Origin of the sequence: Pseudoalteromonas sp. NZS11, assembly GCF_015864765.1 — a bacterium.
GTDB classification, from domain to species: Bacteria; Pseudomonadota; Gammaproteobacteria; order Enterobacterales; family Alteromonadaceae; genus Pseudoalteromonas; species Pseudoalteromonas arctica.
Genome location: NZ_JADYWP010000002.1, coordinates 415,450 through 431,700 on the forward strand (window position 1 = coordinate 415,450; position 16,251 = coordinate 431,700).

Consider the following 16,251-nt stretch of genomic DNA (forward strand, 5'->3'; position numbering starts at 1 on the left):
ATTGCCTAAATACCTGCAAGTGTTAAACATGGGTACGCGATGTAAATTTTGTATACAAATAATTACTAACATGAATTTTATATTGCACTTAAGTTTTAAAAAAACAAATAATTCATCTAGGGGATAACATGAAATCTTATAACCAACTCTCACGCAGCATAAAAACAGCTCTTTGTTTAAGTGCAATTGGTTTGTCACATACTGCTATTGCAGCAGATGCTAAGGATACAAAAATAGAACGAGTTGAAGTAACTGGTTCAAAAATTAGTCGAGTAGGTGCAATTGCACCGGCACCAGTAACTGTAATTACTGGCGAACAACTTCTTAATACCGGTGCAGTAAATATCGGTGAAGCGTTAAATAAACTACCTGCACTAGGTAATACATATTCTTTAGCAAACTCAGGCCGCTTTATTGGTACTGCAGGCCTAAATATTCTTGATTTACGTAACATGGGTACTGACCGTACGCTTGTACTTGTTAATGGTAAACGCCACGTTTCGAGCTCAGCTGGTTCACAATCTGTTGATACTAATACCATACCGAGCGTATGGGTTGAACGTGTAGAAATTGTAACTGGCGGTGCTTCTGCTGTTTATGGTGCTGATGCTGTAACAGGTGTTGTTAACTTTATCTTAAAAGATAACATAGAAGGTTTAGACTTTACTGTAACTAAAGGCGTTTCTGATCTAAGTGACTACAACAATGAAAAGGCAACCTTTTCATATGGTAAGAACTTTGATGATGGCCGTGGTAATGCTGCATTTGCAGTTGAATACTCAGCTCAAGACTCTTTAAATGCATTAGATCACCCTTGGACTGACGGTTCATACTCAAGCCTACGTAACCAAGCTCAAAACGATTCAAATAAAGACGATCCAAATTTCCCAGATAAAATTTATACATCAAATGCTGGTTACTATGCGATTAATAACGCAGGTGTATTTAACCTAGGTAGTGGTTATGTAAATACATTTAATGCTGATGGCTCTCAACGTGATATTTATACCGGTGATAATGTTGACGGTCTTCTATGTGCAAATTGTGATTCGTTTAACCTAGCGCAGTTTGATGAAATACAACCAAAATTTGAGCGTTACAACGTAAACTTTAAAGTTAACTATGATGTAACTGAAGATATTAATGCATATTTTGAAGCTAAATATGTGAACAGCGAAGGCGAAAGCATTGGGCAACCTGCGTTTTTCTTTGGCGACCCTCGTAATACAATACAAATAGACAACGCATTCTTGGATTCTAGCGTTAAGACGCTTATGGAAGAAGCTGGTGTTGAATCAATAAATGTACTTCGTATGATGACTGATTTAGGTCGCCGCATTGAAAACAATACACGCGAAACAACTCGATTTGTAGCAGGCCTTAAAGGTACGGTATTTAATGATTGGGATTTAGATGCATCTATTGTACGTGGTAAAACAGAATTAGAGCGCGTTAATGGCGCTAATATGATTCTCGAAAACTACTCTAACGCACTTGATGCCGTAGATGATGGCAATGGTAACATTGTGTGTAGAAGTGAAGCAGCACAAGCAGAGGGCTGTGTTCCTGTAAATATCATGGGCTTTGGTGCGCCAAGTGATGCTGCAATTGACTACATTAATACAGTTTCTACAGGTACATCAGAAATCACTCAAACTGTAGTATCTGCTTCTTTAGCCAATGGTGCATTATTTGAATTACCTGCAGGTTATGTAGGTATGGCTTTTGGTGTTGAGTACCGTAAAGAAGAAAGTGAAACGAAAGAACCAAACAATGCTGAAGGTACTTTCTTTAATGCACTTGGCGAAGACAAAGGCGACTTTGATGTAAGTGAAATTTTTACAGAAGTATCAATTCCACTACTTTCTGATATGCCATTTGTTCAAGACTTAGTCTTAGATGCTGCTGTACGTTATGCTGATTACAGCACAATTGGCGATGCAACTAGCTGGAAATTAGGACTTGATTGGACTCTAAACGATGAACTTCGTTTTCGTTTAACTCAATCAGAAGCGCTAAGAGCGCCAAATATTGGTGAAATTTTTGGTGCACCGAGCCAAACTTTTTACAATGTTGACGATCCTTGTCAAGCTGACAACTTAAATGATTTACAAAACAGTAGTACACGCCGTGCCAACTGTGCTGCATTAGGTGTTCCAGAAGGTTTTGATTCTGACTATGACTCACAAACACTTGAAGGTTTACAAAGTGGTAACCGTGATGTAAAAGGTGAAGAGTCTACAAGTACTACTATTGGTTTAGTGTACCAACCAGAGTTTATTGAAAACGCAACACTAACTATCGATTACTGGAAGATTGAGCTTGAAGATGCAATCTCGACTATCAGTGCACAAGATATCCTAGATCGTTGTGTTGATAGCGGCTCAGGTATTTCGAATCAATATTGTAGCCTTATTACACGTGATGCAAACAGTGAGATTTCGCTAATTCAAAACTCAGTACTTAATGTATCAGGTCAAGAAGCATCTGGTGTTGACTTTGAGTTAGGTTACGACTTTGATGCGCTTGAAGGTAGCTTTAAAACGCGCTTTATTGGTACATATTTGATTGAGCGTAAAGAGTTTCCATTCCAAGATGAACCTAGCGACTACATTGAATATGCAGGCGTTACAGGTGAAGCGCAATGGCAAGCTAACTTAAATATCGAATACAGCTACGAGAACTTATACACATCTTTAAGCACTCGTTATATCGAAGAAGTAAGCTTATACACAGACCAAGATTTAAGCGATAACCCTAACCCAAATAGTTTAACTACTTTTGGTACATACATAATTACTGATATGACAGTTGGTTATAACTTTGACAATGGTGTTGGCTTAAAAGTGGGCGTTGATAACCTATTCAATCGTGAACTACCTTATGGCACACGTGGTGATGGAAGCGGAAGCGCTAGCTACGACAATATTGGACGTTTTGGCTACATTACTTTTTCATATAGCATGTAAGTTTAATTGTTAATATAAAGGCCCTTAATTGGGCCTTTTTACTTTTTAAAGATGAAATTTACTCATTTTAGATTTATGAGTAACAAAAGATACGTATTTAAAATCACTTTATAAAAACAAAAAAATCACACAAATAAAACATTAAAGTTCAATAAGTGTTCTTTAAAAGATTTTTAACTAAATAACCCTTCCCTAAAAAGTAATGATAACCCCCCTACAAAGTTCATTATTAACACGCCAATGAAAACAAAAAACATTAAATGATAATGAGAAGTATATATAAAAAACAACAACCCTTCTTAATTACAAATTTGTAGCAAATAATTAAAAAAATATTAGTGTTAAAAATGCAACAAAATGTACTTTATAAAAATTGATACAGGATTAACTTATTAAAATCCATCTAGATACCTCCCTTCTATTACTAGTTTTACCGTGCAATAATCGCCGCCCTCATAAAAAAGTTATAGGGCTTTATCCAAATACAAACTGCATTTGGATAAAACTACATTGTATTTAATTACTATAAAATGTTCTCTGGGAATCAAATGAAACGTCATAATTTACTTTCTACTAGCATTAAATGTGCATTAATTACTGCTGCTGCAACAGCAAGTAATTCTGTGCTTGCACAAGATGAGCAAACAACAAAAATTGAACGTGTTGAAGTAACGGGTTCACGTATTTTACGTGAAGGTGCTATTGCGCCTGCACCGGTTACAGTCATCAGTGGCGAGCAGCTAATGAACACTGGCGCAGTAAACATTGGTGAAGCGCTAAATAACTTACCTGCACTTGGCAATACATATTCTATGGCTAACTCAGGCCGTTTTATTGGTACTGCGGGTTTAAATATTCTTGATTTACGTAACATGGGTACAGATCGTACTTTGGTACTTGTAAATGGCAAGCGTCATGTATCAAGCTCTGCAGGTTCTCAATCTGTAGATACCAACACTATTCCAAGTGTATGGGTTGAACGTGTAGAGATAATTACCGGTGGTGCATCTGCTGTATACGGTGCTGATGCGGTAACAGGTGTTGTTAACTTTATATTAAAAGACAACATTGAAGGTATGGACTTTAGCGTTACACGTGGTTTTGCCGATTTAAGCAGCTACAACAACGAAAAAGCGACGTTCTCATACGGCTCTAACTTTGATAACGATCGTGGTAATGCAGCTTTTGCTATTGAATACTCAGGCCAGGATTCATTAAACGCGCTTGATCACCCTTGGACTAGCACTTCGTTTAGTAGTTTACGTAATCAAGCCCAAACAGAAGTAAACAAAGATAGCGCAGCTTTCCCTGATAAAATCTTAACACCTAATGCTGGTTATTACGCTATTAATAACGCCGGTGTTTATGCACTTGAAGATGGATATACTAATAGCTTTAACGCCGACAGCAGCGCTCGCGACTTATACATAGGTGATAATGTAGATGGCTTGTCGTGTGCAAACTGTGATTCGTTTAATCTTGGTCAATTTGAAGAGATTCAACCTGAGTTTGAGCGCTACAACGTAAACTTTAAAGTTAACTACGATGTTACCGACGACTTAAACATTTACTTTGATGCAAAATACGTAAACAGCCAAGGCGAAAGCATAGGTCAACCTGCGTTTTTCTTCTTTGACGATGAAAACAGCATCAAAATCGACAACCCTTACCTAGACCCAGCCATTAAAGCACGTATGGAAGAGGAAGGTGTTGATTCGATCATGGTTAACCGCATGATGACCGACCTTGGCCGCCGCATTGAAAACAATACGCGTGAAACAACGCGCTTTGTTACCGGCTTAAAAGGCACTGTATTTGAAGATTGGGAATTAGATACATCAGTTGTTTATGGCCAAACTGATCTAGAGCGTGAAAACGGCGCTAACATGATTGTAGCCAACTACTTTAATGCACTTGATGCAGTTGAAGATACAAATGGTAACGTAGTATGTCGTAGTGCTGCAGCCCAAGCTGATGGCTGTGTTCCTGTAAATATTATGGGGTTTGGTTCGCCATCTCAACAAGCCATTGATTACATTAATACGGTATCTGTTGGCACATCAACTATTAAGCAAACGGTTGTTTCTGGTTCACTTGCTAATGGCGCTATTTTTGAATTACCAGCGGGCTATGTAGGTGTTGCATTTGGTGCTGAGTACCGTAAAGAAGAAAGCGAAACAAAAGAGCCAGATAACGCTGAAGGTACTTTCTTTAACGCACTGGGCGAAGATAAGGGCTCGTTTAATGTTCGCGAAGTATTCTTTGAAGCGACGATGCCAATTTTAACTGATTTACCGCTTATTCAAGATTTAGTGTTTGATACTGCAGTACGTCATGCTGACTACAGTACGATTGGCGAAGCAACTAGCTGGAAACTTGGCCTTGATTGGACTGTAAATGATGAGCTACGTGTACGTGTAACTCAATCTGCAGCACTTCGTGCCCCAAACATTAGTGAAGTATTTGGTGCAGCAAGCCAAACTTTCTACAATGTAGACGACCCGTGTCGCGCTGAAAACTTAGGTGACTTATCAAACGGTGCAACACGTACTGCAAACTGTGCCGCATTAGGCGTAGCGAGTGACTTTAACTCAGATTACGATTCAGCGTCATTAGATGGTTTAAGCAGTGGTAACCGCGATGTAAAAGGCGAAGAGTCAACAAGTACAACTGTAGGCATTGTTTACCAACCAGAGTTTTTAGAAAACGCGCTACTTACTATTGATTACTGGGAAATTGAACTTGAAGATGCAATTGACACAATTAACGCTCAAGACATTCTTGATCGCTGTGTAGATAGCGCAACAGGTATAAACAATCAGTACTGTGACTTAATTACACGTAATGCTAATGGTGAAATTACTTTAATTCAAAACTCTGTATTAAATGTTGCTGGCCAAAAAGCATCAGGGATAGATTTTGAACTAGGTTACGATTTTGACGCGTTTGAAGGTAGCTTTAAAACACGCTTAATTGGTACTTACTTAATTGAACGTAAAGATTACCCGTTCCAAGACGATCCTAGTAACTACATTGAATACGCAGGTACTACAGGTGAAGCTAAGTGGCAAACTAACTTATCTGTAAGTTATGTTATGGATAACTTTTTCTCAACAGTTGAAACACGCTTTTTAAGTGAAGTAGATTTATATACAAATGTTGAGCTTGAAAATAACCCGAACCCAAGTAATCAAATGTCTTACGGTAAATACTTTATTACCGATATGACAGTCGGTTATAACTTCGATAGCGGTTTAGGCGTTAAAGTAGGTGTTGATAACGTATTTAACCGTAAACTTCCGTACGGTTCACGTGGTACAAGCGCGGGTAGCGCAAGTTACGATAACATTGGTCGTTTTGGCTACATTAACTTAAGCTACAGCTTATAATTAGTAACAACGTTATTAATTAAATTAAAGGCTCGCAGTGCGAGCCTTTTTATATAAATCCGCTTAATTAAGTGATCAATTTTGAGGATTGGTATTATTGCGCCTTATTTAATATTACTCAGCCACACGCTTTGATATGGTTCTAGTTCTATTGTTAATTGGCTTTCTTCAATCGTTTTATCTGCCACTAAATCAAACCACTTTTGGGTGTTAATTAAGTTTAAGTCGGCCAATGTGAGCGTTTGTGGTTTATCGCTAATGTTATAAACACAAAATATGCTTTGGCGACGGTCTATACTTTGTCTCCAAAAACCAAACAACCCACCCGCTAAATGCAAAGTAAATTGCGTTGCGTTAGGATGAAAAGCACCCTGCTTTTTACGTACTGCCAATAAGCTTTTTATGCCGTTAAACACTTTATGATGATGACTATACTTTTCACTAATTGCAGCTAATAGCTTTGACTCTTGCCAACGATGGCGGTTTATAGCGCGATTATGCTGTGAATTTTCAAATCGGTCGTAATCGTTAGTTGTACCCAACAAACTATGAATATAAAGCCCTGGGATACCTTCAAGTGCAAACATAATTGCATGAGCACACATAAATCGCTCAAGGCCAAACTTATCGGGGCCATTGTGCGTCCCTTGCATTGCATCAAATAAAGCAATATTTAGCTCGTATGGTGTATGTGTGCCATCGTTACTGGTACGCATAGATACACGACCACCAAACTGCATAGTGGTACTTACTAATGACGCCACTTCGCTAGGTTGTAATAAACCTTCAATTGGCCTGAGCCCTATTCCATCGTGCGAGGCTATAAAGTTAAAGTATGCCGTACCATTTTGCGCAGGCGGCATACTCATCATCCAATGTTTAAGCGCTGCACTATCACCACTTAATAATGTATGTAGCAATAACGGTGGCAGTGCAAAGTTATAAATACTGTGCGCTTCATTGGCGTTACCAAAGTACGATAGGTTTTCTTGGTTTGGAATATTAGTTTCGGTAATAATAACTACACTAGGCTCTGCGTGCTCAATAAGTGTTCGCATTAGCCTTACTGCTTCATGTGTTTGCGGCAAGTTAATGCAACTTGTATTAAGCTGTTTCCACAAAAATGCAACCGCATCAAGCCTAAACAAACGCACGCCATTGTCTAAATAATGCCTAATTATTCCCACAAACTCTTTAAGTACATCAGGATTGCCAAAGTCAAAATCAACCTGATCGTGACTAAACGTACACCACACATGTTTTTCGCCGCTTGGCGTAGTTACAGTATTTAATAACGATGAGGTTCGCGGGCGTACAACTTGGCTTAAATCATCCGTTAAGCTCGCCGTTTTGAAGTAGTCTTTACCCGGGTGTAAATCATTTAAAAAGTTCTCAAACCATACACTTCTGCTTGAGCAATGGTTAATAACTAAATCTGCCATTAGCTTTACGTCTTTAGCGATATTTTGAATATCTCCCCAATCACCTAACGACTCATTCACTTGCACGTAGTTCATTACGGCAAAGCCTTCATCTGAGCTGTACGGGTAAAATGGCAATATATGCAGCGCATTTAACTGCATATCACATTGCTCTTTTATAAACCTGTGTAGTGTTTTAAGCGGTGCCTCCATTGGGCTCGATACGGCAAATTCACTATCATCGTGTTTAATAATAGAATCGCCATAAGCAATCAATACTATATCTTGTTCATCCCATCTGTTTGTATGGGGGGTCGGGTCGCGCAGTGCATTGCTACCTAATATAATTTTAATGAGTTGCTGAGCTAGCTCAGTAACCGATAAAGGCAGCTCAACCCCCTCATAAATAATATGAAGATGTTGCTCTACTCGTTGTAAAAATAATTCGCTAACTGTGCTCACATGCGCCCCTAATATTTATTGTTTAGACTTATAGGCTAGTTAACCTGCACGCAGGTTAACTATATTCTTCGTTATCTAGCTCTACGGCTTCTTTTAAGCGCTCAAGTACGTCTGGCATTGCTGATACAACACGGTTCCAACTTGGCACAAATGGCGCTTCCATTGGGTTTTCTAAAAAGTGTTGCCCTGCTTCCATAATATTTTGTGCAAACATTTCTACTGCTTTTTCTTCTTGGTGTACATCAAGCGTTAACCCGTTCATAAGCGCATCGTTGTGATAGGTTTCAATAAAATCTAGCCCGATACGGTAGTAAGTCGCTTTTAATGAACGAATTGTTTCGCTGGTAAAAGTAACACCTTGTGTTGCCAGCTTTCTAAACAATGCCTTAGTAATATCAATCGACATTTTAGACAAGCCTGCGCTTTGGTCATCAAGTGAAAGTTCTTGGTGCTTATGATCGTAATTATCTGCAATATCTACTTGGCATAAGCGGTTATGGGAGTAATTACGATACATTTCACTCAGTACGCCTATTTCAAGGCCCCAGTCACTTGGAATGCGAATATCGTTTAAAACATCGCGTCTAAACGAAAACTCACCTGCAAGTGGGTACCTAAAAGAGTCCATATATTCAAGGTAGTCGGTATTGCCTAAAATTGTTTTAAAGGAGCGAAGCAAAGGCGTTACTAATAAGCGCGATACACGGCCATTAATTTTGCCATTCGCAGTACGCGGGTAAAACCCTTTACAAAATTCATAGTTAAAACGCGGATGCGCAACGGGGTAAATTAAGCGAGCAAGTAAGCTTCTGTCGTAGGTTAAAATATCGCAATCATGCAGCGCGATAGATTCCACTTCCGCTGTTGCTAATTTATAGCCCATGCAGTACCACACGTTACGGCCTTTACCCAGCTCACGCGGTGCAACGCCTAGCTCTTGTAATTCTTTATCAAGTGCTTGTAAGCGTGGGCCGTCGTTCCATAATACTTTATGGTTTTGGTTTAGCTCTTTAAAAAAACCAAGTGCATGGCGGTACTGTGCTTCATCGGCTCTATCTAAACCTATGGTAATTTGCGATAAATACGGTACTTCGCGTAATTCGCTAACTATATTTTGCAGTGCAGGGCCTTCAAGTTCACTAAATAACGAAGGAAGTATTAATCCCATTGGGCGCTGCTTGCTAAAAGTAAGTAGCTCTTTTTCTAGATCTTCTATTGGTCTGTCGGCAATATTATGTAATGTTGTAATAATGCCATTTTGATAAAAATCAGCCATGAGATGTTTGCTCCTCAGAAATACTTAAAATACTGCTAATGCACGGCAACGATGTTATTTCTTCAATCCAGCCCAGCGGTGCTGGCGATTGAGAGTATCGTGCTTTATTGTGCGACAATTTAACCGGCTTTTTACTCGCCGGATTGGCGATAATAATGGCGATATTTGCATGCTCTAACATTTGCTTATCGTTATCGCTATCACCCAATGCAATGACCGTGAGAGGCTTTCTGAAATGATGGGTAAACTGTTTAACTAACCACTGCTGTGCAGCGCTTTTATCGGTATTTTTGGCAATATGAATGAAGCGCCCACCAATTTTTATATCGTAGCCGAGTGCTTCAACATCGTTTACAAAAGCTGTGAGTAATTCGTCATTGCCATACCAATAAAGAGGGTCTGAATAATCGCGGGTTTGTGCGCGTCTTGCTTGCGCATCATCGAGACCTGTAAGTTCTGATATTTGCTCACTCGATAAGTCACTAAACAATTTGTAATGTGCTTTATAATCTGCCTTTAAAGTATTTAAGTCCTTTAATAAACTCGATAGCGGCTTTGCCATTGCGTAGCACCAATACGCGCCTATTTTTTTGCAACCTATAGGCTTAAGTTCAAAATAATCTTCTGGAATAAATACCGCAGCACCGTTTTCTACAATAAAAGGCTGCTGAATGTTTAAATCGTTTTTAAGCTCTATAACTTCGCAAAAAGTTTTGCTGGTATTAAACACCACAGGAATATGTGCATTTTGCAGCTGCTGTAATAACTCACTGATATTATTTGTATTGTAATCGGCGTGATCGAGTAATGTGCCGTCCAAATCTGTAAAAATAATAGGTTGAAGGGTGTCATCACTCGTTAGGTGCATACCGCTAATATCGCGGTTGCTATCAAGTTCAATTAAAGCGTTTGCTTTAGCGCTCAGTGTGTTTAAGTTCTCACGCGTAATGCGCTCAAAATGAGAAATAAAATACACCAATTGCTCGTTAGTCATGGTGCCTGAGCCTTCACCTTTTTTGGCTATTAGCTTTTGTTCTTGCTCTTGTCGCCATGTAAAAACATCACTAAAACTCGGTGCTTTTAGCATAACGGTATAATCAATTAGGTTAAAAACGGCTTTATATTCGTTTGCCAAACAGCTGTTTACACAGCGGCGCCAAACGCCTTCTTTATCAAATTGTTGCTCTAACTCGTTAAGCGGCTCACTCAATGAAAACAACGGTTGTGGCTCACTGCCCACGCACCACCCTTCTAAAATAACAATATCAACTGGCTTTTCGTTTGTTAGCCAATCACTTGCTGGCACGCAGTCGTCTTCGTGTTTATTAAAACGTGGAAGCGGTACGTTTACCTCTCCTGCCAGTAAGTTAGTTATTGTGCTATTCATTAACGCTACATCGTGAGTACCCGGTACTCCGCGAGTAGTAAAAAGAGGATGTACGTCTTTGGCAAGTTCACTACGTGCTTGTTTTGCTAAATAAAAGTCATCAATAGACAATGCAACACTGTTAAGTGGTGTGTTTTTAGAAAACCAGGTAACTAAAAAATCAGCGAGTGTTGTTTTTCCTGAGCCTTGGCATCCATTTATGGCAACAAAAATAGGAGTATTTGTTTTTTTAGATTCGAGGATGTCATGCGCGAGTGGAACAAAATATTGCTCACTCAAATATTGATACTTTAAAGGCAGTTGGTGTTTTGCTAAAAACGGGGTTATATCCACAATATTGGCCTCTGACATAGTAACTCCTTTGCATACAATGCGTTCTGGAAGTTAAATGCAGATACTAGACCATTATTATTTTTTCATATTTATTAACAAGTTAAAAAAATAGCGCATTAAAAATGCGCTATTATGGTGCAATCTATTTAGCTAATGTGCAAAATTAAACTTTTTCAGGTTCTGCTTTTGGTAATACTAAGTTAAGTACTATTCCTAAAATAGCGCAGAGGCTTACGCCCTCTAAACTAAATTGGCTACCACCAATATGCATACCACCAATACCGCACACCAAAATAAGTGCAACGATACTTAAGTTACGTGGTGCTGTTAAATCATCGCCCGATTTAACCAATGTATTTAAACCCACTACAGCAATAGAGCCAAAAAGTAGAATCATAATTCCGCCCATTACAGGTACAGGAATAGTTTGCAAACCAGATCCCATTTTAGCTACAAACGCTAAAATAATGGCAATAACAGCTGTCCACATCATTACTTTAGGATTGAAGTTTTTGGTAAGCATAACTGCCCCCGTTACTTCTGAGTAAGTAGTGTTAGGCGGGCCACCAAATAATGATGCCGCAGAAGTAGCAAGGCCATCACCAAACAAAGTACGGTGAAGCCCAGGCTTTTTCAAAAAGTCTTTATTGGTTACTTGGCTAATAGCCATCATATCGCCAATATGCTCAATTGCAGGTGCTATTGCTACAGGTACCATAAACAAAATAGCCTGCCATTTAAACTCAGGCCAAGTAAAGTTTGGTACAGCAAACCACTGTGCATTAGTCACTGCGTCAAATTGCACAACGCCCATGCCAAGCGATAAACAATAACCCGCTACAACCCCTGCTAATATAGGTATAAGCTTAAATACGCCTTTTCCCCATACTGCAAAAATAAGCGTAACCACTAACGAGAACAACGAAATATAAATAGCGCTGGTGTAATCAATAATTTGAATACTGCCGTCGCCACTTTTACCCATCGCCATATTTACAGCAACAGGTGCAAGCGCTAAACCAATAACCATAATTACTGGGCCCACAACCACAGGCGGTAAAATTTTATGAAGCGTTGCAACGCCTTTAAATTTTACTAATAAACTTAAAAGCATATAAGCAAAACCCGCCACCATTAAGCCGCCCATAGTGGCCGGCACTCCCCACATTTGCACAGCGGCAATAATGGGTGCAATAAAAGCAAACGATGAAGCTAAAAATATAGGCACTTGGCCTTTAGTCACTACCTGAAACAGCAAAGTACCAATGCCTGCGGTAAAAAGCGCAACATTAGGATCCAAGCCCGTTAAAAGCGGCACTAATACCAGCGCACCAAATGCTACAAACAGCATTTGCGCGCCCGTTAAAATAGTTTTTATTGAAAAGGTGTCATTATTTTGCACTTAAGACTCCTAAACAGTACCGAATATTTTGTCGCCCGCATCGCCTAAACCAGGGATAATATAGCCCTTTTCGTTTAAGTGGCTATCTACTGAGGCTGTAAATATTTCTACATCTGGATGAGCGGCAAGTGTTCTTTCAACACCTTCTGGTGCTGCAACTAGTACAATTACTTTGATTTCTTTACAGCCTGCTTTTTTAAGCATATCGATTGTGGCAATCATTGAGCCACCCGTTGCAAGCATAGGGTCAATAACTAAGCTTAAGCGCTCATCAATATTACCTACTAGCTTTTCAAAATATGGTACTGGCTCTAGTGTTTCTTCGTTACGTTCAAGACCAACAACACTCACTTTAGCGGCTGGTAATAACTGCATAACACCATCCATCATGCCAAGACCAGCACGCAAAATAGGCACTACGGTAATTTTTTTACCTTTAATATGCTCTACTTTTAATTTATTGCCATCCCAGCCTGTAATTTCGTTATCTTCTAACTGTAGGTTTTTAGTTGCTTCGTAAGTTAATAAGGTTCCAACTTCAGAACATAATTCACGAAAGCTTTTAGTACTAATACCATGCGCTCGCATTAGGCCTAGTTTATGTTGAACAAGAGGGTGAGAAATAACGTGAATTGCCATGATATAAACCTACTGATACAAGAATTTGCAGTATTTTATATTAAAAAAGGTCATTTGACCTGTAGTTTTAAAGAGATTTTCATACATCGTGCCAAAATGTATTGTTTTGCTTGATATTTATGCAAGCCATCAACCCGTTGTGTTTATGAAATGTTACTCGCTAACCAGCTGTTTACTTGCTGTTGCATATAACTATTTATTTTTTGATGCTCAGGGCTCCAGCCAGCTAAAAATCGATAAAAGTCAGCCCATGCAGCAGGCCATAAAGCGAGCCAATTGTCAGCTATTTTACCTGCTGGTGCTGTAGGATGATAAATAGTAATAGCAGCCTTTAAATTATCAAAATAATACGCAAGGTACTTATCAGCGCATCCGTGTAATTGTGCATCACTTAAGCAACTGGTCATAAAATACATTACATCAATAATCCCGCAACCTGCACCTATATACTGAAAATCATAACCGAGTATTTCATCGCGCTCATTTGCTGCAAAGTTAGCAAGTTTTGCATCGCCATGAATCAGCGTTTTATACGCACAACTTTGTAGTTGCTCATCTATTTTATGTGCAGCATTTTTAATATCGGACTTTTTATCAAGGTTATTTTTTAGTTTATTAAACTCATCTGGGCGCGTGCTTAAATGCCAGTAGTTGCCTTGCTGCCATAACCCATCAGCGGGTTTACTTAAGTTAAACGCATGAAAGTGTGCAAGCCACCTTAATATAGCTTTAACATGTTGTGGCCCTGCTTGAGTAAACCCATGTTTGGTAAAGTTTTTAAACACCAGCGCGTATTCATCGTCTTTATTAATTGCACCTATACATTCAATACTTTGCGCATGTACTGGTAAATGTTGGCTATAAAGCTTATAAAATGTGTATTCAACGCTATACGAGTGCTGCTTTCTTTTAAGTGCAAATTCGCTTTGTTTAATTTTAGGATGGTGTATATAACTGGGTATTTTAATAGCTTTAATAACGCAGGCTTTATCATCAAGCTGGCACTGCACAATACTGCCACATCCACTCCAAAGTGATGTAAGCGTATCGCCAATTTCAATGTGCTTAAAGTAAGGTTGTAATAAAGGAATGTAAAATGCCATAGCTATATTAAGTAATTAAGTTTTTTGTAGTTTAACATTAGTGGGCGTTTTTAATAAAACTACGACATAAAAAAGCCCCACTTGGTTTTATACAAGTTTGTATGTAAATAGTGGCCAAAATCACTATGCCACTACACCAGGTTATTTCCATTTCATCCATTAAATAAATCATTAGCCTATTAAATCTAAATTGCACGCATGAAAATGGCTACATAATTGCAGTTTTAATTTTTACTGAGAAGTTTAAGTTTTTTGCCAGTAGCTTTTCGCAGTTACTGATATTCGCTCGCCGTTTTCGCTTTAAGTTTACACAATAACCTTCTTGTGAGGCTGGCCTGCCCACTGCGCCATGAAATACGCGCGTAAATTGGGTTGTAAGCTTTAACCAGTTTTCTGGAGATATATTCACCCTTTCTAGTAAAGGCAAGTGTGTACTTTCAATATACCCTCGCTTGTCTTCTCGTATACAACGTCCTGTTAATTCAACAAGTTCAAGGTACGATTTAAGCTCGAACGGGAGTCCTTTTGGCATAATTTGACGTGGCATGCCTGAAAAGCGCTGTAGTTGTTTTGGTTGTTTACCATCCTTTGCATACGTTAAACGCTGTTTGATGCTGGTATGGCCTGAATCCTCTGGAGTGTTAGCCATTTTAGCTCTAATGGGATTTAAATCGACATAGGCCATGCAGGCCGCAAGGGCTGCTTCATCTAGTAATGCTTGCGATTTGAATCTCCCCTCCCAGAACCGTCCAGTGCAGTTATCTTCTTTATTTGCTCTGCGAGCAATGTCTTCATTTAATAGCCGCATAAACCAGCTGATACTTGATAGGCGCTCTCGGTATTGCTTTACTGTTTGATTAAAAAAGATAAGTTCAACTTTACTTAGCTTTTCACCTTGTACATATTTTTGCGTTAGCAATGTGCCTTTACAGAGTTTATGCCAGCGAATAACAATCGCTTTATCACTAAGCCTATTTGCTTTAATATCATCAACATACAGTACTAAGTGAGTGTGGTTACTCATTACAGCGTAAGCACATACATCAATACAAAACACCCTGGCTAATTCAAGCAGCTTATCTTCAACCCACCCTCGTCGATGCTCGTAAGATTGACCAGTAAAACGGTCTTCCCCACATAAAAATGCACGTCGAACGCAACGCGAAATACAGTGGTAGTATTTTGTATCAACCAAACTTACTTGACGCTTTCTTGCGATAGCCATATGACACCCTGCTTGTTTTTTACACTAAATAAAGGCTAGCCTCTAAATTCGAAAAGTGCAAAATTTAGGATGGGTGTCTTGTTAAAAAATTAAGACAAACTTCAAGGTGACCTCAGTGACTCAAATGGGTTATAACGCCTCGCTTAACCGGCGCAAAATAGCAGGCTAAAATTAGCGACGAAGGAGCGCAAGCCTGCAGTTTTGCGTCCTTTGGTTTAAGCGTTTGTTATGTGCCTTTAGTTACAAGACATGAATGTCATTAATAGTGGCACTATATTCATTACCTTTAACATGCGAAAACTCGAACTCTACCGTGAGATCGGTTATTTCACCGTTAACTGGGAAATAAAACCCAAAAAGGTAGCTACCGTCATTACACTCCATAAACTCAGGTGAGCAAAAAGCTATATCAGTATTCTCGATATTAAACTCTACTTCATTGCCAAAATAATCAAAAATGGCTTCAGTAATATCTTTTTGACCCCATCGAGCACCGTAATTGTTAGGAATGCTGACCAAAGTGTGAGCTTGTCTAAATTCCTTTTGAGACAAATATGCCAACCATCTTTGGCAATATGCCTTTAATTCTGATTCGATATTCTGATGTGTCAGTTTAATCACGTTCTTCCCTTGGCACATAACACC

General features: G+C 39.0%; 10 protein-coding genes. 2 read left to right on the forward strand and 8 right to left on the reverse strand.

Translation table 11 applies throughout. The annotated features are described in order from the left end of the window. Nucleotides 1-128 precede the first annotated feature (128 nt). Complete coding sequence (locus I6E82_RS05570) at nt 129-2,969, forward strand: TonB-dependent receptor plug domain-containing protein (protein ID WP_101217008.1); 2,841 nt, start codon at nt 129-131, stop codon at nt 2,967-2,969. A 548-nt stretch (nt 2,970-3,517) separates the two neighbouring features. Further along, the gene (locus I6E82_RS05575; protein WP_197117058.1) at nt 3,518-6,358 is read left to right on the forward strand and encodes a TonB-dependent receptor domain-containing protein; all 2,841 of its coding nucleotides are present in this window, start codon (nt 3,518-3,520) and stop codon (nt 6,356-6,358) included. Between the two features lie 104 nt (nt 6,359-6,462). Here the strand turns inward: I6E82_RS05575 and I6E82_RS05580 are convergent, their stop codons facing one another. The 8 genes from I6E82_RS05580 to I6E82_RS05615 all read right to left on the reverse strand — a co-directional run bounded on the left by I6E82_RS05580 (nt 6,463) and on the right by I6E82_RS05615 (nt 16,227). Then, nucleotides 6,463-8,241 carry a sugar phosphorylase gene (locus I6E82_RS05580; protein ID WP_197117059.1) on the reverse strand — a complete coding sequence of 593 codons (1,779 nt, stop codon included), beginning with the start codon at nt 8,239-8,241 and terminating at the stop codon, nt 6,463-6,465. Nucleotides 8,242-8,296: 55 nt separating this feature from the next. Continuing rightward, nucleotides 8,297-9,517, reverse strand: a complete 1,221-nt coding sequence (locus I6E82_RS05585) for a glycosyl transferase (protein WP_002958673.1) — start codon at nt 9,515-9,517, stop codon at nt 8,297-8,299. Continuing rightward, nucleotides 9,510-11,255, reverse strand: a complete 1,746-nt coding sequence (locus tag I6E82_RS05590; protein ID WP_024607206.1) for an HAD-IIB family hydrolase — start codon at nt 11,253-11,255, stop codon at nt 9,510-9,512. The genes I6E82_RS05585 and I6E82_RS05590 overlap by 8 nt, the downstream gene beginning before the upstream one ends. A 145-nt stretch (nt 11,256-11,400) precedes the next feature. Continuing rightward, nucleotides 11,401-12,639, reverse strand: coding sequence for a uracil-xanthine permease family protein (locus I6E82_RS05595; RefSeq protein ID WP_007580880.1), 1,239 nt, complete (start codon nt 12,637-12,639; stop codon nt 11,401-11,403). A 9-nt stretch (nt 12,640-12,648) separates the two neighbouring features. Next, nucleotides 12,649-13,278 carry a uracil phosphoribosyltransferase gene (upp, locus tag I6E82_RS05600; RefSeq protein WP_024591723.1) on the reverse strand — a complete coding sequence of 210 codons (630 nt, stop codon included), beginning with the start codon at nt 13,276-13,278 and terminating at the stop codon, nt 12,649-12,651. A 143-nt stretch (nt 13,279-13,421) separates the two neighbouring features. After that, nucleotides 13,422-14,381, reverse strand: a complete 960-nt coding sequence (locus tag I6E82_RS05605; protein ID WP_197117060.1) for a kinase — start codon at nt 14,379-14,381, stop codon at nt 13,422-13,424. A 208-nt stretch (nt 14,382-14,589) separates the two neighbouring features. After that, nucleotides 14,590-15,606, reverse strand: coding sequence for a transposase (locus tag I6E82_RS05610; RefSeq protein WP_197117061.1), 1,017 nt, complete (start codon nt 15,604-15,606; stop codon nt 14,590-14,592). A gap of 240 nt (nt 15,607-15,846) precedes the next feature. Beyond that, the gene (locus I6E82_RS05615; RefSeq protein WP_197117062.1) at nt 15,847-16,227 is read right to left on the reverse strand and encodes a hypothetical protein; all 381 of its coding nucleotides are present in this window, start codon (nt 16,225-16,227) and stop codon (nt 15,847-15,849) included. Between the last annotated feature and the right edge of the window lie 24 nt (nt 16,228-16,251).